The 26,203-nt window shown below is 71.4% G+C and carries 18 protein-coding genes and 1 pseudogene; 4 read left to right on the forward strand and 15 right to left on the reverse strand.

Features of this window, described 5'->3' with window-relative positions:
* Window positions 1-716 precede the first annotated feature (716 nt).
* Both ACZ58N_RS18815 and ACZ58N_RS18820 read left to right on the forward strand, forming a co-directional pair.
* A complete protein-coding gene (locus ACZ58N_RS18815) occupies window positions 717-872 on the forward strand; it encodes a hypothetical protein (RefSeq protein WP_471160842.1) in 156 nt (51 codons plus the stop codon).
* Between the two features lie 124 nt (window positions 873-996).
* Window positions 997-1,740: an IS3 family transposase gene (locus ACZ58N_RS18820; protein WP_471160844.1), complete on the forward strand. Its 744-nt coding sequence runs from the start codon at window positions 997-999 to the stop codon at window positions 1,738-1,740.
* 134 nt (window positions 1,741-1,874) lie between these two features.
* Here the strand turns inward: ACZ58N_RS18820 and ACZ58N_RS18825 are convergent, their stop codons facing one another.
* From ACZ58N_RS18825 to ACZ58N_RS18835, 3 genes are all read right to left on the reverse strand, one after another.
* Window positions 1,875-2,354 (reverse strand): RICIN domain-containing protein, encoded by a 480-nt coding sequence (locus tag ACZ58N_RS18825; RefSeq protein ID WP_471160847.1) that lies wholly within the window; start codon window positions 2,352-2,354, stop codon window positions 1,875-1,877.
* Between the two features lie 59 nt (window positions 2,355-2,413).
* On the reverse strand, window positions 2,414-2,890 hold the full coding sequence (locus tag ACZ58N_RS18830) for an RICIN domain-containing protein (RefSeq protein WP_471160849.1): 477 nt from the start codon (window positions 2,888-2,890) through the stop codon (window positions 2,414-2,416).
* A gap of 419 nt (window positions 2,891-3,309) precedes the next feature.
* Window positions 3,310-3,444, reverse strand: coding sequence for a hypothetical protein (locus ACZ58N_RS18835; RefSeq protein WP_471160852.1), 135 nt, complete (start codon window positions 3,442-3,444; stop codon window positions 3,310-3,312).
* Window positions 3,445-4,341: 897 nt separating this feature from the next.
* On the opposite strand from ACZ58N_RS18835, the gene ACZ58N_RS18840 reads away from it, so the two are divergent.
* Entirely contained in the window at window positions 4,342-6,045 is a 1,704-nt protein-coding gene (locus ACZ58N_RS18840) for a CocE/NonD family hydrolase (RefSeq protein ID WP_471160854.1), read from the forward strand.
* An 18-nt stretch (window positions 6,046-6,063) separates the two neighbouring features.
* Here ACZ58N_RS18840 and ACZ58N_RS18845 read toward each other — a convergent pair whose 3' ends face one another.
* Window positions 6,064-6,399 carry a hypothetical protein gene (locus ACZ58N_RS18845; RefSeq protein WP_471160857.1) on the reverse strand — a complete coding sequence of 112 codons (336 nt, stop codon included), beginning with the start codon at window positions 6,397-6,399 and terminating at the stop codon, window positions 6,064-6,066.
* Window positions 6,400-7,077: 678 nt separating this feature from the next.
* A complete protein-coding gene (locus tag ACZ58N_RS18850; RefSeq protein WP_471160860.1) occupies window positions 7,078-7,974 on the reverse strand; it encodes an NAD(P)-dependent oxidoreductase in 897 nt (298 codons plus the stop codon).
* A gap of 94 nt (window positions 7,975-8,068) precedes the next feature.
* Between ACZ58N_RS18850 and ACZ58N_RS18855 the strand changes: the two genes are divergently transcribed.
* Entirely contained in the window at window positions 8,069-8,437 is a 369-nt protein-coding gene (locus ACZ58N_RS18855) for a MerR family transcriptional regulator (protein WP_471160863.1), read from the forward strand.
* Window positions 8,438-8,475: 38 nt separating this feature from the next.
* On the opposite strand, the pseudogene ACZ58N_RS18860 reads toward ACZ58N_RS18855, so the two are convergent.
* From ACZ58N_RS18860 to ACZ58N_RS18905, 10 genes and pseudogenes are all read right to left on the reverse strand, one after another.
* A pseudogene (locus ACZ58N_RS18860) lies at window positions 8,476-8,765 on the reverse strand (IS110 family transposase); the annotation flags it as partial.
* A 496-nt stretch (window positions 8,766-9,261) separates the two neighbouring features.
* The gene (locus tag ACZ58N_RS18865; RefSeq protein WP_471160865.1) at window positions 9,262-10,044 is read right to left on the reverse strand and encodes a thioesterase II family protein; all 783 of its coding nucleotides are present in this window, start codon (window positions 10,042-10,044) and stop codon (window positions 9,262-9,264) included.
* Window positions 10,041-10,904 (reverse strand): ACP S-malonyltransferase, encoded by an 864-nt coding sequence (locus ACZ58N_RS18870; RefSeq protein WP_471160868.1) that lies wholly within the window; start codon window positions 10,902-10,904, stop codon window positions 10,041-10,043. Before ACZ58N_RS18870 ends, ACZ58N_RS18865 begins: the two co-directional genes overlap by 4 nt.
* On the reverse strand, window positions 10,901-11,506 hold the full coding sequence (locus tag ACZ58N_RS18875; protein ID WP_471160871.1) for a flavin reductase family protein: 606 nt from the start codon (window positions 11,504-11,506) through the stop codon (window positions 10,901-10,903). The genes ACZ58N_RS18870 and ACZ58N_RS18875 overlap by 4 nt, the downstream gene beginning before the upstream one ends.
* Complete coding sequence (locus ACZ58N_RS18880) at window positions 11,503-12,555, reverse strand: MupA/Atu3671 family FMN-dependent luciferase-like monooxygenase (RefSeq protein WP_471160873.1); 1,053 nt, start codon at window positions 12,553-12,555, stop codon at window positions 11,503-11,505. Before ACZ58N_RS18880 ends, ACZ58N_RS18875 begins: the two co-directional genes overlap by 4 nt.
* Window positions 12,556-12,612: 57 nt before the next feature.
* Window positions 12,613-13,905, reverse strand: a complete 1,293-nt coding sequence (locus tag ACZ58N_RS18885) for an MFS transporter (protein WP_471160876.1) — start codon at window positions 13,903-13,905, stop codon at window positions 12,613-12,615.
* A gap of 6 nt (window positions 13,906-13,911) precedes the next feature.
* Window positions 13,912-15,531, reverse strand: a complete 1,620-nt coding sequence (locus ACZ58N_RS18890; protein WP_471160878.1) for an AMP-binding protein — start codon at window positions 15,529-15,531, stop codon at window positions 13,912-13,914.
* Window positions 15,528-18,983 (reverse strand): beta-ketoacyl synthase N-terminal-like domain-containing protein, encoded by a 3,456-nt coding sequence (locus ACZ58N_RS18895; protein WP_471160881.1) that lies wholly within the window; start codon window positions 18,981-18,983, stop codon window positions 15,528-15,530. Before ACZ58N_RS18895 ends, ACZ58N_RS18890 begins: the two co-directional genes overlap by 4 nt.
* Complete coding sequence (locus ACZ58N_RS18900) at window positions 18,980-23,995, reverse strand: amino acid adenylation domain-containing protein (RefSeq protein WP_471160883.1); 5,016 nt, start codon at window positions 23,993-23,995, stop codon at window positions 18,980-18,982. The genes ACZ58N_RS18895 and ACZ58N_RS18900 overlap by 4 nt, the downstream gene beginning before the upstream one ends.
* Before the next feature lie 187 nt (window positions 23,996-24,182).
* A complete protein-coding gene (locus ACZ58N_RS18905; protein WP_471160886.1) occupies window positions 24,183-26,117 on the reverse strand; it encodes a non-ribosomal peptide synthetase in 1,935 nt (644 codons plus the stop codon).
* Window positions 26,118-26,203 lie beyond the last annotated feature (86 nt).

The raw sequence follows: 26,203 nt of genomic DNA on the forward strand, positions 1-26,203 counted from the left end.
CATGCTCCAGACCGCCGAGTACGCCCGCCACGTCTTCACCCGCTACGCCGATCTCCATCAGTCCGTCCGAGACACCGAGGAGGCTGTCCGGGCCCACCTCTTCCAGCTCACACTCCGCCTTCTCCGCGATGATGTTGCGGACGGTCTTCAGTGCTTCTTCAAAGCTCATCTCTGCCATGAGCCGGAAGCTAACCGAAGCACCCCCTACCCCGCAGGGCCTTCAATCGATCTTCCCCCGAACGAGGATCCAGCCCGATCCGAACCAGCCATCACCTCCCCCTGCATCACAACGAACTCCGGCTTGAATCTGAAGGATTCCCCGTACGGCAAGCACGTCGACCACTGCGCTACCCGGCGCCCCCATCATGCACAAGCCACCCCTACCACGGCCCACCAGGGATTCCACACCCGCTGCCCCCAGGTGCCATCACAGTGCATCTCATCATCGACTGTGCTGTGTAGCATCCAGGGAAAAACCCACACCCCGGAACGGCATGTGAGCCTGATCCGCTCTGACGGACATTCGAGATCTGGGGTTCTGCCCCGGGAGGATGTCCATCATGGAGAGCATGGGGAAGAAGAAGCCTCGCCGCCCTCGCCGTTCGTTCACGTCGGAGTTCAAGGCCGAGATCGTCGGGCTGTGCCGACGCGGTGACCGCTCGGTCGGCTAGGTCGCCAGAGACTTCGAACTGACCGAGACCGCGGTGCGGGACCGGGTGAAGCAGGCCGAGGTCGACGCGGGCGAGCGCAGCGGGCTGACCAGCAGTGAGCGCGAGGAACTGGCCGCGTTGCGGCGGGAGAACCGACGGCTGCGCGAGGACGTCGACATCCTCAAGCGGGCCACAGCTTTCTTCACGAAGGAGACCCGGTGACGGTCCACCCGTTCATCGAGGCGGAGAAACGCGCAGGTCACAGCGTCAAACGGGCGTGTGAGCCGATGAAGGTCTCCCGGTCCGCCTTCTATGCCCGTCGCTCCGACCTACCCGGCCCCGGGCGGTGCGGGATGCCGAGCTGACCGAGCAGATCATCGAGGTCCATGCGCGATCGCGCGGGACCTACGGAGCCCCGCGCGTGCATGCCGTGCTCACGCGCGAGGGCGCCGGATGCGGGCGCCGTCGTGTCGCACGACTGATGCAGGCCGCCGGACTGCAAGGCAGGCACCGCCGCCGACGGCAGGTAACCACGATCGCCGGTCCTGAGGCTGTCCACCGTCCCGACCTCATCGTCCGGGACTTTCAGCCCGGCCGCGTCGGGCTCGATGCCCGCTGGTACGGTGACATCACGTACATCCCGACCGACGAGGGCTGGCTCTATCTGGCCACGGTCATCGACATCGCCTCCCGGCGAGTAGTCGGCTGGGCAACCGCCGATCACCTGCGGACCGAGCTGGTGGCCGATGCGCTCACAGCCCCCTGCCGGCAGCGGCGCCCCACCCGTTCCGTGATCTTCCCCTCGGATCGCGGCTGCCAACACACCAGTCAGCAATTCGCCTCCCTGGCCACCGAGTTCGGGGTTCGACTGTCGGTTGGCCGCACCGGTCAATGCTGGGACAACGCGCGCGCCGAGTCGTTCTTCTCGACCATCAAACGCGAACTGCTCGGCACCTCCGCCCGGCCCAGCCGGGCCGCCGCCCACACCGCGATCTTCGATTTCATCGAAGGCTGGTACAACTTGCACCGACTGCACAACACCCTCGGCTACCTCAGCCCCGCCGAATACGAGACCGCACTCGCAGCCTGACCACCACACCAAAGGTGTCTGTCAAAGCGGAACAAGCTCACCCCAAGATCCGTGCCAGAACCGAGTTTTGAGAGCACCTGGATGCTTGCTTCGGGCCTGCCGCCCTGCGCCGTGGGCGTCGGCTGCGACTGCAATCAGCGCGGGTACCCGAAGAGCCAACTCTGGTAGCGGTTGTCGCGGCTCTGGGGGTTGAGGTACACGTTCCCCTTCGTGTCCGAGTCCAGGGCGCTGGAGTTGTTGAGCAGGGCGTTGGTGCGGGCGTCTGTGTTCTGCGCCCAGCTCTGGGGCCCGTAGCCGGAGGCGCAGTCCATGGCGCGGACCGCTGTGTCGCTGATGCGGGTCAGGCACAGTCCGGTGGCGGCGTTCTTAATCATCCAGGACCAGCCACCATTCGGGGTCGAGGAAATCCACTGTTGATAGGTGTTGTTGCTGGTGCAGGGCTTCGTGTAGACCTTGCCCTGAGGATCGGAGTCCAGGCAGAGCGCGGTCTGCTCGTTGCGGATGCTCTGCTTCCTTTCCGGGACGGGATCGGAGGCGTGGGCGGCGGGAGCCGCGAACGTGCCGACCGCCAGGGCCGCCAGGAGACCGGCGGTGCCCAGTCGTACTCTCATCATTGACCTTTCTCGGGTGTGCTGCCGGGCGTTCTTCGGCCTCGGCGACAGGGGCGCGGGTGTCAGGCGCGGTAGAACAGCCAGTTCTGGTACCGGTTGTTCGCAGTGGGCGGCCGCAGGTACACCTTGCCCTTGGCGTCGGAGTCCAGGGTCGTGGTCCCGGTCCACCAGGCGTCGCTACTGTGGTTGTTGCCCCGGGTCCATTGCATGGGGCCGTACCAGCTCGCGGGGCACGGGATCGTACGAACCGACGTCTCGGTGGATTTGATCAGGCACCGAGCCGTCTGAACATTGCGGAGTCGGTACCCCGCCCAGTTGGAGCTGCGCTCGGGCACCCACTGCTGGTAGGTGTTGCCCCAGCGGCACTCCTTCGCATAGACGTTTCCGTCGGTGTCCGAGTCGAGGCAGAGTCCGGTCTCCTCGTTCACGACCACGTTGGGCTGACCGGGGGAGGGCTCGGCGGCCTGGGCCGCGGACGCCAGCGCGATGGTGGCGCATACCGCGGTCAGGACGGCCGCGATGCCGGTTCGCATTCTCATGGGCTGACCTTCTCTCGCCCGGCGGCTGCCGGGGATGTGCTGTTCGATGTGCCCTCAGCCAACCGGCAGCAGCGTGCACAGGCCATGCAGTTCCACCGGCAAAAGACGCGACCAGCTCACTTTTGCGGGCAGGCACCGTGATGACGCGCCGGCCAAGTGTTCTCGTCAGTTCGCGAAGGACCATCGATGGCGTCAGGCAAGCGGCACTTCTCATGACGACTTGGGGACGACTTTCCCGAGGCGTGACCGTTCTCGACGGCGGCGAGGGCGGCCGGGGCTTCGGAGAGCGAATGGACCGCGGTGATGACGGGTGTGAGGACTCCGTCGTGGGCGAGGCGGGCCCCGGCTCCCCACCGTGCGGGGCGAGCCGGGGCCCGTGGGATATCCGGCCGGACTGAACACGTGCACTGCGGCGGCGATCAGTCGGTGGCGCCCGGGGCCGCGAAGGAGGTCATGCACTCCCCGCACAGGATCTTGCGGCTGACGAGCGTGCGTGAGGAGACCCGGATGACGGCCGGCGGATCGCAGGCCGTGCGCGTACTCCTCCCACCCATCGTCGGCGGCCTGGCCTGCGATCCGGTCCGCCGCCCACCCCGCGCCCACCGAGCCCCGCAACGCGGCCCGCACCGACTCGACGTCGGCCGCCTCGACCACCACCCTCGACCACACCCCCTCGCCGACGTCCGCCGGGTGAACCAACCCCGTACCGACCGCCCAGCGCCAGGCCGCGACCGGCACCTTCAACCGGCCCGCCGCCTCGTACACGTCGAACACCTCACCCCGCCGCACCACCATGAAACACACCCCGAACGCACACCGAGCCCGACCCTCGGACACGGGACGAAAAATCATGAAGAGCCTCAAAACCTGTCAAATTCTCAACCGTTGGGGAGAGTTGGGGGCGGACCGCACAAGTCGCGTACGCGTAGGCGGGGCCCGAATTCACCCCGCCGGGTGCACCGGCGGGGCATCCGCCCCGCGCCCCCGACCTGGAGGCACGCGGGCCGCCGGGAAGGGCGGCCCGGGTACCCGCGCGGGGGCGGTCAGGTGTGCGGGCGCCCGCCTCGGCCTCGACCTCGGCGCAGCCCGGCCGTGGCTGTGCGGCCACCGCCAGGACCCGCGCCACGTCGGCCCACTCGGGCGCCCACGCGCTCACCGCGGCCTCCACGATCGCGCGGGCCACCTCGCGGGCCGCCTCACGGGCGACCTGGCAGGCGATCACGCGGGCCGGGGGCGTGCCGGCTGCGTGCCCTCGCGGGGGCGGGCCGGCTCCCGGCCGGACTCCGCACCCATCCGGGGCCAAAAAGGTCGTTGCCAAATTCCTACTCGGCACCCGCCCGGAGGCGCTGACCCACTGAGGTCTATTCCCGAGTTGACGCTCTACTGATCTCTTGTGATGGTTTAGGCCGATACTACAAAGCCTGGGGTGAGAAACGGCAGGAGACAGCCGGATGAGCAGAAGCCGCGACGACGACGCTGGACTCGACAAGCCGTGGAGCAGACCCGGACGTGCGCTATACGCAGTTGCCCGCCTTTCAGGCGTGATGAGGCCCAAGATCTCGGTCTATCGCGCAAACCCCGACAGGATCATTACCGAGAGTGATCAGCCTGTCGTCACGAGAGATGGCACCGTTCTTCGGGTCAACATCTACCGCCCCCGGAGCGACGAGCCTGTACCGGTGATTCTGGCTGCCCACCCCTACGGAAAAGACGACCTGCCGAAGTTCACCGCCTCCGGCCGCGCCAAGGTGTCCTTCCGGTACCGGATCCTGCGGCAGACCGGCCCGGTGAGGTTCTCGTCGCTCACCGGATGGGAGGCGCCGGACCCTGCATGGTGGGTCTCCCAGGGCTACGCCGTGATCAACTGCGACATCCGTGGTGCCGGAACGTCCGATGGAGTCGGGTCGCTGATGTCGCACCAGGAGGGTGAAGACATCTACGACGTCATCGAATGGGCTGCGGCTCAGCCGTGGAGCAGCGGGGCCGTCGGCATGTTGGGTGTCTCCTATCTGGCGATCTCGCAATGGCGCGCGGCCTCGACTCAGCCCCCCTCACTGAAGGCCATCGCGCCATGGGAGGGCTTCACCAATGCCTACCGAGGTTTGCTCCGTCCTGGTGGCGTACCTGAGACCGGCTTCCTCAAGCTATGGAACATCGGGCTCAAGGGTGTAAGGCAGACCTATTCGTTCAAGGAGGAAAGCGCGCGTCGGCCGGTGATCGACGACTGGTACCGGTCGTTGGACCCCGATCTGTCGAAGATCCACGTGCCGGCACTGATCTGCGGGAGCTTCTCCGACAACAACCTCCATGGCCGTGGGTCAGTTGCCGGGTTCGAGAAGATCAACTCCTCCGAGCGGCACCTCTACACCCACCGCAGCGGCAAGTGGGCGGCCTTCTACGACGCGGAGGCGAGCGCTGCCCAGCTACGGTTCTTCGATCGCCATCTGCGCGGGCGGGATGTCCCGCCGCTGCCGCGTGTGCGGCTGGAGGTCCGTGAACGCGGCGATCGCATCGCTGAAATTCGCGAAGAGTCGACTTGGCCTCTGACACGCACCGAGTGGACTCCCCGCTACCTCGATAGGCAGGGGCTCATGTCAGATGCGCCGAACCGACCTGGGTCTCTCTCCTTCAATATCCGCCGCAGCGGGGCTCGATTCGGATGGACGGTAACGGAGGACACCGAACTCACCGGCCCTATGGCCCTGCGCCTCTACCTTGAGGTGCAGGGAGCGAACGACATGGATCTGGTGGTGGGTGTGGAAAAGTGGAGCCAGGGTCGATACGTGCCCTTCGAGGGATCCTATGGCTACGGACGAGACCGCGTGACAACCGGCTGGCAGAATGTCGCACTGCGTGAACTCGACCCCGAGCAATCCCGGCCTTTCGAACCAGTTCCCGCCTGCCTCATCCCCAAGCCCGTCACGGCGGGAGAGATCGTTCCCGTCGACATCGCCCTCGGCTCCTCGTCTACTCTGTTCCGGGCAGGAGAGCAGGTACGTCTCGTCGTTGCCGGCCGCTGGCTTGCTCCTCGCAACCCTCTGACCGGGCAATTTCCGGCCTCGTACAAAACCCGCACGAAGGGCCGCTGCATCCTGCACTGGGGGCCGGAACAGCCCTCGCACCTTCTTCTGCCCGTCATCCCCAAGGCGGAGTAACTCAAAGCCAGGCCTTTTTCATGGTTCAGGCTGAACCATTCCGCCCGGGCTTTCAGCCCGGGCGGAATGGCCTCTACGTAGTTCGGGGTCGGGATCGCACGCGTGCCACACCGGGCGCGAGCGGCGGCCCGCCGCTGCAACCCCTTGAACGAACAGGCCGCCGACCTGCGGGTCCCTCACCACGACCTCGCCGTCCAGGACCATGCTGTGAGGGAGCTGCTCGGCCGCCGCGACCAGGCCGTGGAACGCTGCCTCGACCAGGCCGCGACGGGTCTGGAGCACCACCCGCCCGTTCGGGCCGTCCGGGGTGAAGACGAGCATCCGGTGCCCGTCGAACTTCTGCTCATAGGCCACCGCGGCGGCGCGGGCGCGTACGGGCGGGATCGCCTCGGAGGGCCTGCGCCAACATCGGCTCCACCGGTGGCCGCAACACCATCCCCGCGGCCCTCCCGACCATCGCACCGGGTCAGGTCCCCCGACCGTCCGCGTGCCGGCACCGGGATGCGGGTCCCACCGGATCCCACTCGTCACAGGACCCGGCCGGCATGCGTTCCGGGGCGCCGGCCGGATTGTGTGTGGGCTGTCCGCCGTCGTCGCCGGTTCCCACCCGCACCCTCACACGCCCGCACCCCCCGGCGCGGCCACCGACGGTGGGGCCGTGCCAGGACACCCACCGCCGGTCACACCCCCCGCCGCGCGGCGGGTCAGTGCGACCCGAGGCCCTCACGGAGGTCGAACAGCCCGTCATGTCCAACAGCTTCCGCAGTTGGCCCGGCATCGACCCCGCGAGCACCAGCCGCATGTCCGGCCGCCGGAGCGTCGAGCACCTGCCCGGGGAGGTCCACCGCACCGGGGTGTGGCCGGCCAAGCCCGGCATCCCGGGCGACAGGTCGAACGTTCGCCCAGGCCGCGCAGGATCAGCGTTCGCCGAAGGCTGCTGTTCGACGGGCTGCCCGTCTCCCCACACGAACAGGGCCGGTGCAACACCACCTGCCCTGCGCGCACTGGTGGCCGCCCGCACCTGGTCCGCCTCTACGAAGGTTGGCGGAACTGCTCGATCAGCGCCGTGTAACCGTCGCCACCGCGCCCTTCAGCGGCGGCCCGCTCCGCGAGTGTCTTGATGAACGTTGGGAGCGCGGTGTCGACGCCGAGGAGTTCGCTCTCCTCGACCAGGTGCGTCATGGCCGCCACATGGGTATCGATCGTGGCATCCACAGCGGAATGGGGACCGTTCTGCATCTGCCGGGCGTACTCGGGAAGCCAGCCGTTCACGGTTCCCGCCACCTGCTGGGCGAACGGGGCGAACGCCGAGGCGTCCACACCGGCGGCACCCAGCAGAGCCGCGCCATGGAGGAACCCGTTCAGAATGTTCCACATAAGGCCCAGACCGGCCGCGTCGTACAGCGAGGACAAGCCATGGTCCTCACCGAGGTGCGTCACCGATCCGGCCAGGCTCCCGAGCGCGGCCGCATGCTGGTCGAAGGCCGCGCGGGGCCCGCTGAGAATGACGGCCGCATCCGCCGTGCCGATGGCTGCCGGAGCGGCCATGACCGCGCCGTCCAGGTAGGCGGCGACGCCCCGCTCCGCCGCCAGGGCGGCGCTCTCGCGAGCCTCCTGCGACGTACCGGACGTGAGATTGACCAGCACCCGACCCCGGAGCACCTCGCCGAGAGGAACGAGAAGATCACCGACGGCCAGGTAGTCCGTGACACACAGCACCACAAGAGGCCCGGCGGCGACCGCCTCCTCGACTGAAGGGACGAACCGCGCCCCGAGGGCGACGAGTTCCGTGGCCTTTCCCGGCGTCCGGTTCCACACGGTCGTGGGATGACCGGCGCGCACAAAGGCCCCGGCCAAAGCTCGTCCCATCAGACCCAGGCCGATGACCGACACAGCGGATCGGCCCGTCTCATCGTGATTGTTCGTCATGTGCTCTCTCCGTGGAAGACCCGCGTGGGGTGGCGGGAATCGATGAACGAAGCGTCGACGTTCACACCGGTATGAAGGTCAAGGGGGATGGATTGTGCTGATCGGGGATCTGAGTCGGCGGACCGGAGTGCGCACGCACCAACTGCGCTACTACGAGTCCCAGGGACTGCTGACACCGCAACGCCGCTCCAGCGGCTACCGCGAGTACGGGAACGAAGCCGTCCTGACGGTCGCCCAGATCAGGAAGCTGCTCGATGCCGGACTCTCCACCCAGGAGATCGCATACCTCCTGCCCTGCGTCACCGGCGAGGCCCCGGACCTGGAGGCCTGCCCCGAGCTCTTGGAAACCCTGCGGACGCGCCTGCGCGGAATGGACGATCACATCAAGACCCTGAGCCGGACCCGTCAGGTACTCAACGGTTACATCAAGGCCACCGAACGCAACGTGCCCAAGCACGCGTAGGCGGCGAGGGTGGTCACCATGTCGGGGACGGCGAGGACGCGGGCGACCGAGTGACGCTCCCTGTACCGGGCCGCGGCCATCGGGTTGATCCCGTGGATGGGCCGGCCGGTTGCCCGGAGACAGGCGACCAGCAGTCCCTGGGAGGTCTCGATGGCCACCGGGATCGGCGTGCCCGCGGTGTCGCAGTGTGCGGTGAGCAGGTCGAGAAGTTGTTGCAGGCCCGTGGCGTCGTCGTCGATCCGGGTCCTGCCTATCGGGTTCATTCGTGATCTACCACTGCGACATCGTGATGGTCGCTGGCCCAGTCGATGCCGCAGAACACTTTCACCGGGTTCGGGTCCTCTCGGTCGGGGCGAGTTGCTGCTGGTCGCAGCCGTGGGGGCACGCGTCTCCCTAATGGAAGGGCTCGATGGCCCAGCAGACAATTAGCCGTTCGTGACCCCAGCAATCCGCAGGGCCCTCGGTCTCTGAGGAGCTCCGTCGGCTCCTGGCTCTTTAAGAGGTGACCCCTGTGGATGGCCTTGACCACGAACTTCAACGATTCGATCCTCGGCCTTGGTTCCCCGCGGGCACGGTCGTGGCAGCGGACAGCGCCGGGTGTCGGCTCTTGACCAAGGGATCAGGTCCCAGGGGTGTGTTAGGACTCTCCCGGTACCGACCGCTGCCACCACGAACGGGGTGTGAAGCCGGAGGCCTCGCTCTTTTTCAGGACCTCAAGGGCCGGGTAACGGGTAGCGATCCACCGGCTTCGCTGCCCATTGGGCAATGGGAGGCGCGGGCGAGCGCCCCGGCCGGGGCCGGGGCGCTCGGGGTGGGGATGCCGGTTACCAGGTCGCGAGACCCGGGGCCGCCGTGTCGATCTCCTCGACGATCTGGGCGGCGATCACCTCGATCCGGCCGTCCCAGTAGAAGTGGTTGCCCGGGTAGACGTGCTCGCCGAGCAGTTGGTCGGCCCCGTCGGACCAGGCCGCCAGCTGGGCCGGGGTCACCACGTGGTCCTCCTCCCCGCCGAAGAGCGAGCAGGGCACCGGGATCCGGGAGCGTCCGGCGGGGCGCGGGCGCCAACTCTCCACGAGCTGGAAGTCGGCGCGCAGGCGCGGCTCGTACAGGGCCCAGACGTCGTCGTCCTCCAGGATGGCCCGTGGCAATCCACCCATGGCAGCCAGCGCGGCCCGCAGGTCCGGGCCGGCCATGGTGTGGAGGGGCTCCCCGCCGCCGGGGAGCTCCTCCTCGAAGGGGGCCTCGCATGCGGAGATGCCCAGCCAGACCGGGGGTTCGAGGCCCCGCTCGACGGCCTGGAGCGTCAGTTCGTATCCGACGAGTGCGCCCATGCTGTGTCCGAAGAAGGCGAAAGGCGCGTCCAGCCAGGGGGACAGGTCCTCCAGCAGGTACGCGGCGAGGGCCTCGGTGCTCACCTGTGCCGGGACCCCGCTGAGGGGACCGCGACCGGGTGCCTCGACGAGGCACACGTCCCAGTCGGCGGGGAAGTGGGAAACCCACGGGATGTAGGCCAAGTGGGAACCGCCTGCGTGGTGCAGGACGAACAGGCGCAGGGCCGGATCGTCCACCGGGCGGGGCCGGATGACGGCGGAGACTCGGGTGTTCATCGGGCGGCCCTTTCGGTACGGATCGCACGCAGCATGCGGGTGAGGACGGTGCTGTCCCCCAGTTCCTCGAACACCGTGTCGGGGTCGGTGTCGAGCAGGGCCTCGACGCTCTGCCGCCACAGCACCGGGTGGTCGATCTGCTCCGTCAGTACCACGGCCAGATCCTCGGCGGAGTGCGGGCGGGCGGTGCGGTTCGCGAGGACGGGGAAGGCCGGAGCCTTGAGGGGGGTGCGTCCCAACAGTCGGCCGAACTCCTCGGCCGCGGCGGACATGTGGGCGGTGTGGAACGGAGCGCTGACCGGGAGCCGGCGTACGCTGCGGGCGCCCGCGTCCTTGAGCAGGGCGGCGGCCGTGTCGAGCTTGACGATCGGGCCGCCGATGATGGTCTGGTCGGCGGTGTTGTGGTTGGCCACCGCGACGGTTTCGAGGCCGGCCCGGCGCAGCAGCAGCCGGATCACCGCTTCGTCCATGCCGATGACCGCGCACATGCCGCCGTCGGTGACCCGGGACATGGCCTCGGCCCGGGCCGCGACCAGGCGCAGTCCTTCGGCGAAGCCGAACACCCCGGCCGCCTCAAGGGCGTTGTACTCGCCGAGGCTGTGGCCGACGGCCGCGGTCGGAGCGGGCCTGCCGTCGGCCCGCGCGGCGGCGTAGGAGAGCGCGTTGACCACGTAGACCGCGGGCTGGGTGAAGCTGGTCCGCCCCAGCCTCTCCTGCGGGTCCCGCAGGCACAGTTCGCTGACGGAGTACCCGAGCACCCGGTCGGCTTCGGCGACGCGCTCGGGGAAGCGGGCGAAGAGCTCGCCTCCCATGCCAACGCGCTGCGAGCCCTGGCCCGGAAACATGTACACGAGGGTCACGGCCGGCCCTCCCTCGGAGTGAAGGCGCTGTCGGCGAAGGTGAGCGCGGGTCCGTCGGAGAGCACGCCGAAGGACTCGACGCGGCCCACCAGCAGGGTGTGGTCCCCGGCACGGCGGGCTTCCTCCACGGCGCAGTCGAAGTAGCCGATCCCGTCGAGGAGGATGGGCGCGCCCGAGTACGGGGCAGGCCGCCATGGCCGGCCGGTGAAGGCGTCGGCGCCGGCCGGGCGGGCCGGGTCGGCGAACCAGCGCGCGTCGTCCTCCTGCGTCTCGGCGAGCACGCTGACGGTGAAGGCCGATGAGGCAAGGATCTTGTCGTGCAGCCGGGACCTGTGCCCGAGGGCGACGAGGACCAGCGGGGGGTCCATCGAGACGGTCGTGAAGGAGTTCACGGTCGTGCCGTGGGGCCGGCCCCGGTCGAGCGTGGTGACGACGGTGACTCCGGTCGGGAACCGGCCTGCGGTGCGCCGGAATCGGCGGCCGGGCGCCTCGGAGTCGGGACCGGGCGCTCCGGTTCCCGACGGCGTGGGGCCCGACGGGGCGGGGCCGGATGCGTTCGGGTGCTTGTCGGCCACCGCCGAGAGCGGTCCGTGTGCGCTCATGCGGTGGTCCTCCGGAGTTCGTCGAGAGTGGTGAGCCCGTCGAGGACGACCTTGGCGGGCAGCCCGAAGTCGATGAGGCAGGCGATCTCGTCCACCCCGAGGTCCTTCAGCCGGTCCACGAGCCGTACGGCCTTGGGGACGGTGCCCAGCAGCGCGCCGTCCTCGTAGTAGCGGTCGAAGGCCCGTGCGGCGAGGAAGTCGAGGTCCTTGTCGCGCAGTTTGGCCGGGTCGACGCGGCGGGCACTGCCGTGTGCCTGGGAGCCGAGGAGCAGGTTGACGGAGGTCCGCAGGTAGGCCGTGAGCGGATCGCGTACGAGGAGGCGAGCGGCTTCCTCGTCCTGATCCAGATAGGTGTGGGCCATGACCACCACGTGCCCGGTGGAGCCGTCCGCGCCGGGGCGGGCGGCGTACGCCTCACGGTATGCGGCGATCTTGCCGGCGAGTTCGTCGATGTCCTGGCCCAGGAGGTGGGTCAGGACTCCCGCGCCCAGGGCCCCCGCGTTGCGGAAGGTCTCGACCCCGCCCGCGCTGGTGATCCACACGGGCAGCTCGGGCTGCACCGCGCGGGGGAAGGAGCGCACCCGCTGCGGAGCTCCACTGCCGTCGAGCACCTCCACTTCCTCTCCGCGCCACAGTTCGCGAACCGTGCGGACGCTGTCGAGGAGCACCTCGCGGCGATTCTCGTAGGCCTCGGGGCGCAGGGCGAAGTCGGTGGCGTGCCAGCCGGAGGCGAAGGCGAGGCCCACGCGACCGCCGGAGATGTTGTCGACGACCGACCATTCCTCCGCGATGCGCAGGGGGTGGTGGAGCGGGGCGACGACGCTGCCGGCGCGGATGGCGACGCGGCTGGTGACGGCGGCGATGGCCGCGGAGGTCACGGCCGGGTTGGGGTAGAGGCCGCCGAAGGCGTGGAAGTGCCGTTCGGGCGTCCACACGGCGGTGAAATCGTGGGTGTCGGCGAACCGGGCGCCTTCGAGGACCAGGTCGTACCGGTTCCCGTCGTCGGGTGCCGTGCTGTCATTGCCGAAGTAGAAAAGGCTGAAGTCCATGTTTCTCTCTCTGTACGGGGGCCCGCGCCGGACGCGGTCACCCCCGGGGAGGCTCGGTCAGGCCGGGGAGGGCGCCGACTGCGACGTCTCTTTCGCGGGCTGCGGATCGGGCTGGGATCCGGGCTCGGTGACGCGGGTGCTCTGCGCCCAGCGCGCCACGGCCGGCGTGGCCAGGCCGCCGGCCAACAGGACGGCGCCGAAGAGGACCCATCCCGGCCAGCCCCAGCCGATGATCACGACGGTGGTCAGGCCGGGCGTGACGGCGCCGCCGACGCGCTGGGCCAGGTTGAACATGCCCTGGTACTGGCCGTGGGCGTTCGAGGGCGAGAGCTCGTACGACAGGGCCCAGGATCCGGCCGAGTGCAGCATCTCCCCACATACATGGACCACGGCGCCGACGACCAGGCAGACGGCCGCGACCCAGGCGGGCTGCCCGGCGGACAACGCGAAGCAGGCGCAGCAGACGGCCAGCAGGATGCCGGCCCTGCGCATCGCGCGGGCTCCGCCCGGGACGTCCTCGGAGCCCCGGCTCATGCGCACCTGGAACAGCACGCACATCGCGGTGTTGATGAAGATCAGGGCGGCGAAGAGCGAGACCGGCGCGTCGGTGCGCTCCGCGATCCACAGGGGCAGCGCCACCGTCAGCAGCGCGTCGGTGCCCAGGACCAGTACGGCGTTGAGCACGGCGACCACCACGAAGGGGACGTCGCGCAGGACGTTGCGGCGCTCCTCCCCCTGCTTTCCGCTGCCGGCCCGGGTCCGGGGCAGCGGCAGGCACATCAGCCCGGCGGCGACGAACAGCACGCCGGCGGCGGCGAGCAGGACGCGGTAGAGCGCGGCCGAGTCGGCGGCAAGGGCGGTACCGCCGAGCAGGGTGCCCAGGGACAGGCCGACGTTGATGACGGATTGCAGGTAGGCCCGGGCCGGGACCCGCTCGGCCGGTGGCAGGGCCTCGGCGATCAGCGCGCCGCGGGCGGCGGCCCCGCCGGCATCGGCCATCGAGGCCAGCGCGACGACGACGAGGAATCCGGAGAACCCGCCGGTCAGGGCGTAGCAGCAGACGATGGCGCCCTGGAGCACACCGAACACGACGGAGGTGGTGCGCGAGCCGAACCGGTCGGAGAGCCGGCCCGCCGGGATGCTGACGAGCATGGCCAGCACGGCGGCCACGGTCATGCCGAGGCCGACGCTCGCCGCGGGGATGCCCACGGCGCGCATGAAGTACAGCACGGTGACGGAGAGCAGGAAGCCGTTCGCCACGGTCCGGGCGAGGTTGCTGACGGCCAATACCTTGACCACGGGCGAGGGCGGCTTGAGGTCACGCAGCAGGGTGGAGAGGGACAGGGCCATGGCGGGTCACCGGGTCCCTTCGGGGGTGGCGCGGGTCAATTCCCGGTTCAGGGCCGGGCGGTCGATCTTGCCGTTGGGGTTGAGCGGCATCGTGTCGAGGTGCTCGTAGCGGCGCGGAACCATGTGGACGGGTACCCGCTTGCGCAGCCAGAGCATGACGTCGGTGCCCTTGAGCCGTTCTCCGGTGTAGCAGGCGACGAGTTCGGTCTCGTCGGGGCCGGGGACCGCCAGGACGACGACGTCGCCCAGGGCGGGGTGGCGGCGAAGGGCGGACTCGATCTCGCCGAGCTCGATGCGGTAGCCGCGCACCTTGACCTGGTTGTCGAGCCGTCCGAGGTGGGTGAGGGCACCGTGTTCCAGGCGCACCCGGTCGCCGGTGCGGTACCAGTGGGCCGGGGTGAGCGGGGTCCCGCCCCGGTAGACCTCGGCGGGGCGGCCGTCGGCCTCGTCGTACGCGAGGAACCTGCCGTGGTCGTCGGCCGGGTCGAGGTAGCCGTCGAAGCGCTGCGGGCCGCGGACGCACAGCTCGCCCTCCTCGGCGGGTCGGCCGTCCTCGCCGAGCACGACGTGGTCGAGGAAGCCGTAGACCGGGCCGATGGGGATCGTGCCGTTCGAGGTGGCGGGCCACTGGCCGCTGTCGTCGGCGAGCCTGAACTCGGTGCAGGCAACGGTGAGTTCGGTCGGTCCGTAAACGTTCTCGATACGGGCCTTGGGTGCGGCCCCGGCCCAGAGTCGGGCCTGCCGCTCCGTCAGCTGCTCCCCGATGAAGATCCCGTACCGCAGGTCGGGCGCCGCGCCCTCCGGCAGCTTGCCCAGGCTCGCGGCGACCGAGACGACCGAGGGCACCGAGAACCAGTGGGTGACGGACCGCTCGGCAACGTACCGGACGGGTTCCAGCAGTTCGGTGCGTTGCGGGACCACCAGGGTCGCGCCGCCGCCCCAGGTGACGAACAGGTCGAAGACGGAGGGGTCGAAGGTCAGGTCGAAGGTGTGCGAGACCCGGCAGCCCGGACCCACCTCGAACCGCTCGATGTTGTGCGCGATGTACGGGGCGAGGTTGCGGTGCTTGATAGGCACGCCCTTGGGGCGGCCGGTGGAGCCGGAGGTGAACAGGATGTAGGCGGTGTCCGCGGGCGTGGCGGTGCGCGGCGGCAGCGCGGACACGTCGGCTTCCAGGGCCTCGGTGTCGGCGTCGGTGAGGCGCAGCAGGACCGGACCGGGGGCGGACTCGTCGGCGGCCGCGAGGTCGCCCCCCAGCTGGACCGATCCCCCCTCGTCCGCGAGCAGGACCTCGGCCCGGGCGAGCTCCCACACGGATCGGTTTCGGCTCACCGGATAGCCGGGGTTGAGCGGGGTGAGGGTGGCGCCCAGGCGCAGGGCGGCCAGGTATCCGGCGAAGGCCGTGAGGCTGCGGGAGGCGAGCAGGGCGATCCGGGCGGGCGCGCTGCCGCCGTTGGCGCGCAGCACGGTGGCCGCGACGGCCGCCGCGCGCTCGTCCAGCGAGCGGTAGCTGTAGGTCCTTCCGAGGACCTCAAGGGCGGGTTCGTCGGGGTAGGAGGCCAGCGAGCGAGCGAACCAGTCGTACAGGGTGTGCTCGTGGGGCGGGAGTTCGGTCAGGTCGTTCATCGGGATCCTTGGGACGTGCCGAGCAGGTCCGCGTAGGCGGAGTGGTGGGCGGAGGCGAAGTCGAGGCTGCTGAGGAGGGATCGGGCGGAGGGCTTGGGGTCGTGGCCGCCCCGGCGCAGCCACGACTGCCACGCCTGCGCCTCGACGCTGCCCGTGCCGAGGGTCAGCCGGCCCAAACCCCGCGGTGCCAACGGGTCGAGGGCTTCGTTCTCCCGGTTGAGGGCGCGCAGCGAGACCTCACGCTGCCACTGGCGTTCGGTGACGGCCCGCGTCGGCCGGTCAGCCGCCGTGAGCAGGTCGAACAGGTGCTGCGTGGTGACGGTCTCCTCCCCCACCAGGTGGTAGGCGCGGCCCTCCGAGGAGGGTGAGAAGGCGAGTTGGGCGATGGCGCGGGCCGCGAGGTCCACGGGGCTTACGGCCAGGGGGCGTTCGTCGCGCGGATGCGTGCCGACGGCGAGTCCGCCCGCGATGAGCCGCCACAGCGGGTGCTGGGGGTCGCAGGCTCCGGAGGCGGCGCTGCCGAGCAGCAGGCCCGTACGGAAGACCCGTACCCGCATGCCCTCCTGTTCGGCGCGCTCCACCAGCCGTTCGGCGACCCAGGCGGCGACCGCGCCGCCCGGCATGCCGGGGCGGAGCGGCTGTTCCCGCGTCTCCTCGATGCGCGCTCCGGCACCGAGGCCGGAGCCGCAGGCGCTGAGGGTGGAGAGCAGGGTGAGGTCGTCGACGCCCTCGCCGCGCATCCACGCGAGCAGTCGGGCGAGCGGCAGGACGGTGTCCTCGCGCAGTTGCTCGTAGGAGCCGGTCAGGCCGAACGGCGCCGGGGTGTGGATGACGCGGGCGATCCGGGCGCCGAGGGACACGTCGCGGTGGGCGAGGTCCACGGGGTCCCCGGAGGCCCCGACGGGCAGCACCCGGATCCGCCGCGGGTCGGGTTCGGGCAGGGCGCAGGCGGCGGCGTTGGAGCGCAGCAGTTCCCGGCCCTCGGCTTCGTCGTCGACGGGTACGAGGCAGTGGACGGTGCCGGTGGAGTTCAGCAGCAGTTCGTGCAGGACGAAGGTGTCGAGGAAGCGGGTCACCCCGGTCATCAGGGTGTCAGTGGCCCCCGTACGGGTCCTCGCCGCGACCGGGGTTCCGAGGTCGAGCGCCAGGTCGGTGCCGACGAGGTCCGCTTCGGCCGGCGCCGCCCGGTCCGGGGCTCGCGTGGACGCGGAGCGGACGACGGCCGCCATGCGGCGTACGGTCGCCTCGGCCCCGCCTGCGCGGTAGACGTCGGCGGCGACGCCGAAGGCCTTCTGGACGGCGCCCTCGATCCGCATGGCGGACAGCGATTCGCCGCCGTGCGGTCCGAATTCGTCGTCCAGCCCGAGGCCGGCGTGACCGAGCACCCGACGCCACACCGCGAGGATCTCGCCCTCGAACCGGTCGGCGCCGGCCGGCACTTGTTCCTCGACCGCGTCGGCTCCCTGCGCCGGCTCGGCCGGGGCCGTAGGCGCGGGAGCGGCGGGGGGTGCGGCGAGCGGGGGCAGGGAGTCCAGGGCCCAGTAGCGGTCCCGGGTGAAGGGGTAGGTGGGCAGGGCCGTGCGGCGGCCCGTGTCCCCGGCCACCGCCTCCCAGTCCGCTTCGGCTCCGTGCAGCCAGGCCGCGGTTACGGCCTCCTCGATCCGCTCGGCCTCGTCCGCGGGGCCGTCCAGCGGCAGTACGTGGCGGCCCTCGCCGGGTTCGCCGTGGCCGATCAGGATGGTGAAGCGGTCCGGGCGGGGCGGCTGCGCCGGGTCGGGGGCCATCTCGACGCGCCCCCGGAAGGCCGCGCCGAGCCGGGCGGTGACCGGCAGGTCGGCGCCGCCCGGGGGCGGTACGAGGACGACCCTGCGGCGCGGCGTGGGCGGTGTCCCGGCGGGTGCGCGCAGGGCCGCGGCCAGGGCCCGCGGGTCGCCCGCGGGGGCCGTCACCACGCGCCGGTGGGGCTGCCCGGTGCGGCCGACCCTCAGCGTGTGGGCCGCGTCGGCGGCGGCGGGTGCTCCCGGCGCCTCCAGGGCCGCGGCCAGTTCCGCGGCGACGGAGTCCAGTTCCGAGTCGGTGCGGGCCGACAGGACGAGCCGTACCGTGTCACGGGCCGGGGCCTCGGCCCGGGTGGGCGCCGGCGGCGGTCCGAGCACCGCGGTGGCGTTGGTGCCGCCGAGTCCCATCGAGTTGACCAGGACGTAGGCCGGGTCCCCGCCCGCGTCGGCGCCCTCGGAGGTGATGGTGAAGGGGCTTTCGGCCAGCACGCCGGGGTTGCGCGGCCGCTCGAACAGCGGGTGCGGGGGCAGGGCGCCGGTACGGGCCACGTGGACGGCCTTGATCAGCCCGGCGATGCCCGCGGCGGGGCCGGCGTGCCCGATGTTCGCCTTGACCGAACCCAGGGCGCAGTAGCCGGCCGGTGCGGCGGCCGAGCGGGAGAGTCCCGCCCGGATGCCCGCCGTCAGGCCGCGCAGCTCGATCTGGTCGCCCAGCGGGGTGCCTGAGCCGTGGGCCTCCACGTAGCGCAGTTGTTCGCCCCGGATCCCCGCGACGTCCAGCGCGGCGGCGACGACGTCGGCGAGGCCGCCGGGGCTGGGTGCGGTGAATCCGGAGCGGGCCGATCCGTCGTTGCCCACGGCGGTGCCGTGCAGTACCGCGAGGACCGGGTCCCCGTCGTGCAGGGCGTCGGCGAGACGGCGCAGGACCACCACGCCGACCCCGGAACTGAACGAGGTGCCGGTGGAGCGGGCGTCGAAGGGGCGGCAGTAGCCGTCCCGGGACTGGAGGCCTCCCGCGTGGTAGCGGTAGCCGACCATCGGTTCGTTGACGGAGGCGCCCCCCGCGAGCGCCATGTCGCATTCACCGGACAGCAGGCTGAGGACCGCGTAGTGCACGGCCGTCAGGGAGGAGGAGCAGGCGGTCTGCACCCCGATCGACGGCCCGCGCAACCCGAGCTTGTAGGCGACGCGGGAGGGCAGGAAGTCGCCCAGGCCGCCCAAGTGGAGGGCGACGTCGTCGACGGCGCCCATGACCCCGTCCGCCCATGCCCGGGAGGCCTGGAGGGCGGCCATGTAGGTGCTGGGGCTGCCGCCCGCGAAGACGCCGGTGACCAGGTGGCCGCCGCGGGGCGCGTGGCCCGCCGACTCCAGGGCCTGCCAGCAGGCTTCCAGGAAGATCCGCTGCTGGGGGTCGATGACCGCGGCCTCGGCCGGCGAGTAGCCGAAGAACTCCGCCGCGAAGTCCCCCGCGGCGGGGATGCCCGCCGCCCGCTTCACGTACTCGGGCGAGTCCAGAGCCTCGCGGCTCAGGCCCGCCGCGGTGAGCCGGTCGGTGTCGAGGTCCCTGATGGAGACCCGCCCGTCAGCGATGTTGGCCCAGTACTCCTGGGGGCTCCAGGCGTCGGGGAACCGGCAGCCGGTCCCGATGACGGCGATCGCGTCCTCGCCGCTCACGCGGAGCCCTCCTCGGAGACGACTGCCGGGGCCTGTGCCTGGCCGGTGCCACGGCCCCGGCCGCGCAGTCCGGTGCGGGCGCGAACCACCGGGGCGGGCTGTTCGGAGGCGGGCGCGGCGGTGCCGGTCCCGGCGGTGGCCCCTTCGGCGGGTGCATGCGCGTCCGCCGCGGTGAGGAACTCGGTCTGGGCGTCGATCGTGCTGTGCTCGAAGAGGTCGGCGGCGTCCAGCTCACGGCCTGTGAGCTCGGACAGCCGCTCCATGAGGACGATGAGAAGCAGCGAGTCGCCGCCCGCGTCGAAGAAGTTGACGTCGTGCGCGAGGTCGCCGATTTCGAGCACCTCGCTCCACAGGACCGCGATCCGGTCGGCGAGGTCCGCGGAAGGAACGGTCTCGGTGGGCTGGGTCTGCACGGTGGTCGTGAGCACGGAATTCTCCAGGTCTGCGATGAGGTCGGTGGCGGCCTGCGCCACGTCGGTGAGGAGCCCGTCGACGGTGTCCGCGTCGAACAGGGCCGTGAGGTAGGTGAATGACAGGGCGAACCGGTCCGGACCCGCCGTGACGGTCAGTTCCAGTTCGTACTTGGACTTCAGCCGCGGCGGCGTCGCGAACCTCGTCCGGGTCCGCGCGTCGAGTGCGGGCGGCCGGGCCGCCTCGCTCGCGGCGTTGAGGTACACCGGGGTCACTGCGGGACGGCTGAGGCCACGGTCGGGATGGAGGGCGGCGGCCAGCGTGTCGAACGGCGTGTCGGGGTGCCGGTAGGCGGCCAGCGCCGAGGCGCGGACCCGGGTCAGTGCCTCCCGCCAGCCTGGGTCGCCGCGCAGGTCCGCCCGGACGAGCAGGGTGTTGACGAACATGCCGACCGTGTGGGCCCGGTCCGCGCCGTCGCGGCCCGCCCACGGGAAGGTGAACAGGAAGTCACGCTGGTCCCCGCGTCGCGCGAGCGCCGTGGCGAGCAGCACGGCCGCGACCATGAAGGCGGTGCAGCGTTCCCCGGCGGCGACCTCGGACAGCCGTGCGGCCAGCGCGGGCTCCAGTTCGCGGGTGCGCGTGTCCGCCTCCACGGACTGGCTCTTCCCGCGCGGCCGGTCGTACGGCAGCGCGATGTCGGTGGGTGCGCCACGCAGGCCCGCGAGCAGTTCTTCCAGGGCCGCCTCGTCCAGGGCGTCGGCGTACCGCACCGCGGCCGGGTGTCCGGGGAGGGACAACCCTTCCGGGTCCGCACCCTTGGGGTCGGTCACACCGTCAGGAGCCGTCCCGACCGCGCCGACCGCACCGGTCAGCGACCGGTACAGCGCGGCGACATCACGCAGGACCAGGTCCAGCGACCATCCGTCGGAGACGATGTGGTGCACTCCGTAGACGAGCAGGGTGCGTTCGGGACCCAGCGCGATCACCGCGCCGCGCGCCGGGGCCTCGCGTGCCAGGTCGAACGGCGACCAGCAGAGCTCGGAAAGCCGCTCCTCGCGTTCTTCGGCGCTCCATCCGGTGCCGTCGGCGTGGACCACCTGGGGAGCCGGGCCGTCGGTCCGGTAGAACACCCGGCGGGCCTTCGCGTCCAGCCGGAAGCGGGAGCGCAGCCCCGGATGCCGCTCCAGTGCCCGGGCGAAAGCCGTGCGCAGGGCCTGCCGGTCCACGGGTCCGTCGATCTCGACGATGCTGGGCGCCAGGTAGGAGGTACGCAGGCTCCGGATCCGGTCGATGGCCCACATGCGCTGCTGCACGGGACTGGCCGGGTGCTCGCCCTGTGGGTCGACCTGCTGGGCCGGGGTGGCGGCCGGCTCCGTCCGCGCCTCTTCCAGACAGCGGGCGAGCCCGGCCACAGTGGGGTCGGCGAGGAAGCCGCGCAGGGGTACCGGGATGCCCCAGCGGCGTTCGGCCTCCGCGAGCATCCGTACCGCCAGCAGCGAGTGGCCGCCCAGGGTGAAGAAGTCGGTGTCGGGTCCGAGGGCGTCCGCGTCAATGCGCTGCTCAGGGCCTTGGGGGCCTTGGCTGTGCGGCGGCCGGGCGACGATGTCGGCCATCAGCGCGGCGGCCCGGCGTTGGGCTCCCGTCAGCTCCGCCGGCCGGTCCTCGGCCAGGGTCAGCGGGCGGTCCCGTAGCGCTGACAGGGCGGCGAAGTCGACCTTGTCGTTGGTGGTGCGGGGTACGGAGTCGACGACGTACACCGCTGTCGGGAGCACGGCCGCGGGCAGCCATCGCAGGAGCGGGCGCAGGAGTTCCCCGTGGGACGGCGGTTCGGATCCGGCGGCCTCGCTCAGAGTGACGTAGGCAACGAGCGCCGGCGGGGTTCCGGTGGCGTGGACGGCGGCCGCCGCGACCGCCGGGTCCTCCTCCAACAGGCGCGTGACCTCGCCGGGTTCGATACGGTTGCCGAGGATCTTCACCTGGTCATCGGCGCGGCCCAGGTAGCCGATCCGGCCGTCCTCGCGCAGGACCACGCGGTCGCCCGTCCGGTACATCCGGGCCCCGGCACCCTCGTGGAAGCGGGTGGCGTGCGGATCGGGCAGGAAGGCGGCTTGCGTCAGGTCGGGGCGGCCGAGGTAGCCGATGGCCACACCTGCGCCGGCCACGTACAGCTCGCCGGGAACCCCCGGGGGCAGTTCCTCGCCGTGCGGCCCGAGGATGTAGGCGCGGGTGCCGGGCAGCGGGACACCGATGGCGGGTGCCTGCTCGTCGGCGGGGTCGATGTGGGCGTAGGTGCTGTTGCAGGAGCCCTCGGTGGGGCCGTACACGTTGATGACCTCGGTGCCCCAGCGGTTCGCGCACTGCGCGGCGAGCCGGCGCGCGAGTGCTTCGCCGCCCGAGTACAGGGCCCGCAGGGTGGTGCCCTCGTGGGGTTCCGGGTCCGCCTCAAGCATCGCGTGCAGCAGGCTGGGCGTGAGCGAACCGGCGACGGTTGCTCCGTGCGGGCCGCGCACCAGGCCCAGCAGGGCTCGCGGGTCCCGGCGCTCGACGTCGTCGGCGATGATCAGCCGGGCGCCGGCCAGCAGGGCCTCGACCACGTTGAAGGCGGCCGGGTCGAAGGCCGTTCCGGCGGTGAGCAGCAGCCGGTCCGCCGGTCCGAGGCCGCAGTCGCGGCTCCACCACAGAGCGGTGTTGAGCAGCCCGCGCTGCGGCACGAGCACGCCCTTGGGGCGGCCGGTGGTGCCGGAGGTGTAGATGACCGCCGCGGGGTCGCCCGGCCCGGCCGCGGACCACGAGGCCGCATCGAACTCACCTGGCCACGCGGACAGTTCGTTCAGGGCGAGCGGCTTCGCCGCCGTGTCGATCCCGGCGAGCAGTGCGGCGCCCTCGGGGCACACCAGGACCGCATCGGGCTCGGTCTGCCCGAGGACGTACGCGATCCGGGCGGCCGGGGTGTCCATCGCGAGCGGCACGAAGGCCGCGCCGGCCCGCAGGACGCCGACCCAGGCGGCCACGAGGGCCGGACCCCGGGCTGCCAACACCGGCACGAAGGAACCGGGGCCGGTCCCCGCACCGCGCAGCCGGGCCGCCACGGCCGCGGACCAGCAGTCCAGTTCGCCCCAGGTCAGCCGGGCACCCGCGCATTCGACGGCGACGGTGCCGGGATCGGCGGCGGCCAGTACCCGCTCCAGCGCCTCGGAGGCGGTGTCCGCCGGGTAGGACCCGGGCTCGGCTCCGACGAGCACGCCGTGCGGCGGGGCGGTGTCGGGGCGGGAGGTGACCGGGAGGTCCTTCAGCCGGGTGCCGGGGCGGGCCACCGCCTCGGTGAGCAGGGCCACGTAGCTCTCGGCGAGGTGGCGGGCTGTGTCGGCCGTGTACCGGCCGGTGTCGTACTCGACGGTGGCCCGCAGGCCGCCGCCCGGTTCGCTCTCCAGTACGAGGGACAGGTCCTGCTTGGCGGTTCCGGTCGGCAGCAGTTCGGGCGGCGCCCAGCGGCCCGACACGCCCGCGGCCGGAGCGTTCTGCAGGACGAACCCGATATCGGCGAGCCCGGCGAGGCCGAGCCGGGCGGCCAGCCGGTCGAACGGGAGCCTCTGGTGGGTCAGTACCCGGAAGGACTCGGCCCGGGAAGCGGTGCACAGTGCGTCGAACCCGGCTTCGGGGTCGGGTGCGCAGAGCAGCGGAACCGTGTTCACGAAGAAGCCGACCAGCCCTGCGACGGAGGGGTGCGGACGGTTCGCGGCGACCGTGCCGAGCAGGAACTCCTCGCGCCCGCTCCACCTCTGCACCACCGCTTGGAAGGCGGCGAACAGAACCACGAACGGGGTGACCTTGAGGTTGCGGGCGAGCTCCGCGACGGCCGACTCCACCTCGGCGTCCAGGGCGAAGCGGTGCTGTTCGCCGCGGCGGTCCCCCTCCATGACGCGTTCGCGGGGGGCCGCCGGGGCGAGCACGAGCTCCTCGCCTGCCGCGCGGGCGAGGAGCTCGGCGCGGGAGTCGAGCTGCGTGTCGAGCGCCGGGTCGAGGGAATTCGCCACATCCCAGACCGCAAAGTCGGCGTACTGCACGGGGAGTTGTGGCAGCTCCAGGTCGGGGCCGCCGGCCAGTGCCCGTTCGTAGGCGTGTGCGAGACCGTCGTAGAGCGCGGGCAGTGACCAGCCGTCGACGGCGATGTGGTGGATGTTCAGGAGCAGGGTGCCCGGGTGGCCCGCGCCCCCCGGCCAGATGGTGGCGCGCAGTGGCGGCTCGTCGGTCAGCGCGAACGGCGTCCGGGCGTGGCGCGCCAGTTCGGCCTCGTCGGGTGCGCGGCTCGCGTGGACGACCTCCACGCGGACCGGGCCGGGCTCCGCCACCAGTTGTACCGGCCTGCCGTCCTGGGACGCGTAGGTGGTGCGGAGCACTTCGTGCTGGGCGGTGAGCGCTTCGAGGGCACGGGTCAGGGCGGGTACGTCGATCGGCTCGTGCCACCGGGTGAGGAGGGGAACGTTGTAGACGGGCGAGGTGGGGGCGGTCTGGTGGATGAACCAGAGCCGTTCCTGCGCCGGTGAGAGGGGTGCCGTGGTGGCTCCCCCGCGTGCGGGGGCGGGCGGGCGCGGTGGCGCCATGGGTGACTCTCCTTGCGGGTCTTTCACAGCTGGTTTCACGGCCGGGGGCTTCACGGCCGGAGGTTCGGCACCGGGCGGTTCGACACCGGGTGATCGACTGCCGGGGTGTTCACGGCCGAGGTGTTCGTGGCCGATGGCTTCAGGGAAGGGTCGAGGACTTCCGGACCGGGTCTTGCGGACCGGGGGTTCAGGACCGGGGGTTGGTGCCGCCCGGCTCGGTACGGAGCTGTCCGGCCAGGTCGGCGAGGCTCGGGGCGAGCAGGATGTCGGTCGGGTCAAGCGGGGTGCCGAGCTGTTCGGTGAGCCGGAACGCCGCCTGGGTGGCGAGGATCGAATTGCCACCGAGGCCGATGAAATCGTCGGTGTCCTCGATCGAGGCACCCGGAACTCCGAGAAGTTCGGCCCAGGTCTCGATGATCCGCAGCGTCACCGGATCGTCCCCTCCAGCCCCGTTGAGCGCACCGGCTTCGACGGGGTTCGCAGCGCCGCCGTCCGCCGGGGACGCCGGGGACGCTGCGAACTCGGCCAGCAGTTGCTTGATCCGGGAGCGGTCGGCCTTGCCCGTGGAGCCGTAGGGGATCCCCGTCAAAGGCAGCCAGCGCGCGGGCAGCATGTACGAGGGCAGACGCTCCGCCAAGGCCTCGGCCAGCTCCCGGGCCGGGTCGGAGGCGGAGTCGGAACCGGTTGCGGCGGCAGCGGCCGGCGGCGGAACAAGGAAGGCGCCGACGAGCCTGGCGGTGTGGCTCTCACCATGTTTCTCCACGAACGCGGCCTCGGTCCGGCCCGTGGCGAGGGCCGCCTGCTCCACCTCCTCCAGCTCGATGCGGAAGCCCCGCAGCTTGATCTGCCGATCGGCCCGGCCGACGACCTCGTACGAGCCGTCGGGAAGCAGGCGGACGAGGTCCCCGGTGCGGTAGACCGTCCCGGCGAACCCGGCGCCGTCCTCGTACCGGACGTAGGACCGGTCCGTGCGCTCGGGCTGGTTCAGGTAGCCGCTCGTCACGGAGGGCCCACCCACGCAGAGTTCGGCGGTTTCGCCGGGAGCCGCGGGCCGCAGGGTCTCGTCCAACAGGAACAGCCTGGCCCGGCGCACCGGGCGACCGATCGGGACGCGGGTGCGTCCGGCGAGGGACTCCTCGGTGCACTCGAAGCAGGTGGCGAAGACGGTGGTCTCGGTGGGGCCGTAGATGTTCACCAACTTCCGCGGGCCGCCGGCGGCGAGTACCCGCAGGGTGGCGGCCAGATCCAGCTGTTCGCCGCCGACCAGGAGCTCGCGCAGCGTGCCGAGGGCGGCCGGCGCCTCACGGGCCACCATGTGGAAGAGCGAGGTGGTGAGCAGGGCGGTGCTGACGCGCTCGCTGACGAGCAGGTTCGTCCAGCTCTCCAGATCGACCTCGACGACGGAGGGCATCACGACGAGCGGGGCGCCGGCGGTGAGTGCGCCCCAGACCTCCCAGGTGAAGGCGTCGAAGGCGGGGTTGGCCAGCTGGGCGACCCGGGCCGTGGCGGTGATGGCTCCGTAGCCGGCGTCGGTGACGAGGTCGCGGACGGCGCGGTGCGGTACGACCACGCCCTTGGGGAGCCCGGTCGAGCCCGAGGTGTAGCCGACGCAGAGCGCACTCTCCTCGTCCACCTGGGCGTCCGGGTACCCGTCGTCCGCGGCGGCTCCGGTCGCGCCGGGGCCCTCGTCGGCTTCCGGGACCGTCAGTACGAAGGTGGCCGCGTCGGTGTCGAGCAGGCGGGCCCGGCGGTCGGCGCCCCGGCCCACGAACACGGCCTGGGCCCCGGAGTCCTCAAGGACGCCGGTGACCCGGTCGGCCGGGGCGTGACCGTCGATGGGTAGGTAGGCGGCGCCCGCACGGACGACGCCGAGGATAGCGACGATCAGTTCGGCGCCGCGGTTCAGGTCCACGGCCACCAGTCCGCCCTCGCCGATGCCGTGTCCGGCGAGGAGGGCGGCCGTCCGGCCGGCCCTGTCCCAGAGCTGTCGATACGTCAGCTCCCGTCCGGTACCGGCTTCCCGGACGGCGCAGGCGTGCGGAGAATCCTGGACGCGCTCGGCGACAAGGCGGTGGACTCCCCCGATGCCACGCGACGATGTATCGACGGGCGACGAACCCATGAATCTCCCCCAGTGTTCTCGTACCTGATACCCGAATTTTCCGGGTGCGAAGTAGCAACGAAACGCCCCGGCAGGACCAGGGGAAA

Source organism: Streptomyces sp. NPDC040432 (assembly GCF_055595445.1).

Excerpts from the sequence above, each read along its gene's own strand:
- ACZ58N_RS18825 (WP_471160847.1), bottom strand. The coding sequence starts at position 2,354 with ATGATGAGAGTACGACTGGGCACCGCCGGTCTCCTGGCGGCCCTGGCG.
- ACZ58N_RS18830 (WP_471160849.1), bottom strand. The coding sequence starts at position 2,890 with ATGAGAATGCGAACCGGCATCGCGGCCGTCCTGACCGCGGTATGCGCC.
- ACZ58N_RS18835 (WP_471160852.1), bottom strand. The coding sequence starts at position 3,444 with ATGGGTGGGAGGAGTACGCGCACGGCCTGCGATCCGCCGGCCGTCATC.
- ACZ58N_RS18840 (WP_471160854.1), top strand. The coding sequence starts at position 4,342 with ATGAGCAGAAGCCGCGACGACGACGCTGGACTCGACAAGCCGTGGAGC.
- ACZ58N_RS18850 (WP_471160860.1), bottom strand. The coding sequence starts at position 7,974 with ATGACGAACAATCACGATGAGACGGGCCGATCCGCTGTGTCGGTCATC.
- ACZ58N_RS18865 (WP_471160865.1), bottom strand. The coding sequence starts at position 10,044 with ATGAACACCCGAGTCTCCGCCGTCATCCGGCCCCGCCCGGTGGACGAT.
- ACZ58N_RS18875 (WP_471160871.1), bottom strand. The coding sequence starts at position 11,506 with ATGAGCGCACACGGACCGCTCTCGGCGGTGGCCGACAAGCACCCGAAC.
- ACZ58N_RS18880 (WP_471160873.1), bottom strand. The coding sequence starts at position 12,555 with ATGGACTTCAGCCTTTTCTACTTCGGCAATGACAGCACGGCACCCGAC.
- ACZ58N_RS18885 (WP_471160876.1), bottom strand. The coding sequence starts at position 13,905 with ATGGCCCTGTCCCTCTCCACCCTGCTGCGTGACCTCAAGCCGCCCTCG.
- ACZ58N_RS18890 (WP_471160878.1), bottom strand. The coding sequence starts at position 15,531 with ATGAACGACCTGACCGAACTCCCGCCCCACGAGCACACCCTGTACGAC.
- ACZ58N_RS18900 (WP_471160883.1), bottom strand. The coding sequence starts at position 23,995 with ATGGCGCCACCGCGCCCGCCCGCCCCCGCACGCGGGGGAGCCACCACG.
- ACZ58N_RS18905 (WP_471160886.1), bottom strand. The coding sequence starts at position 26,117 with ATGGGTTCGTCGCCCGTCGATACATCGTCGCGTGGCATCGGGGGAGTC.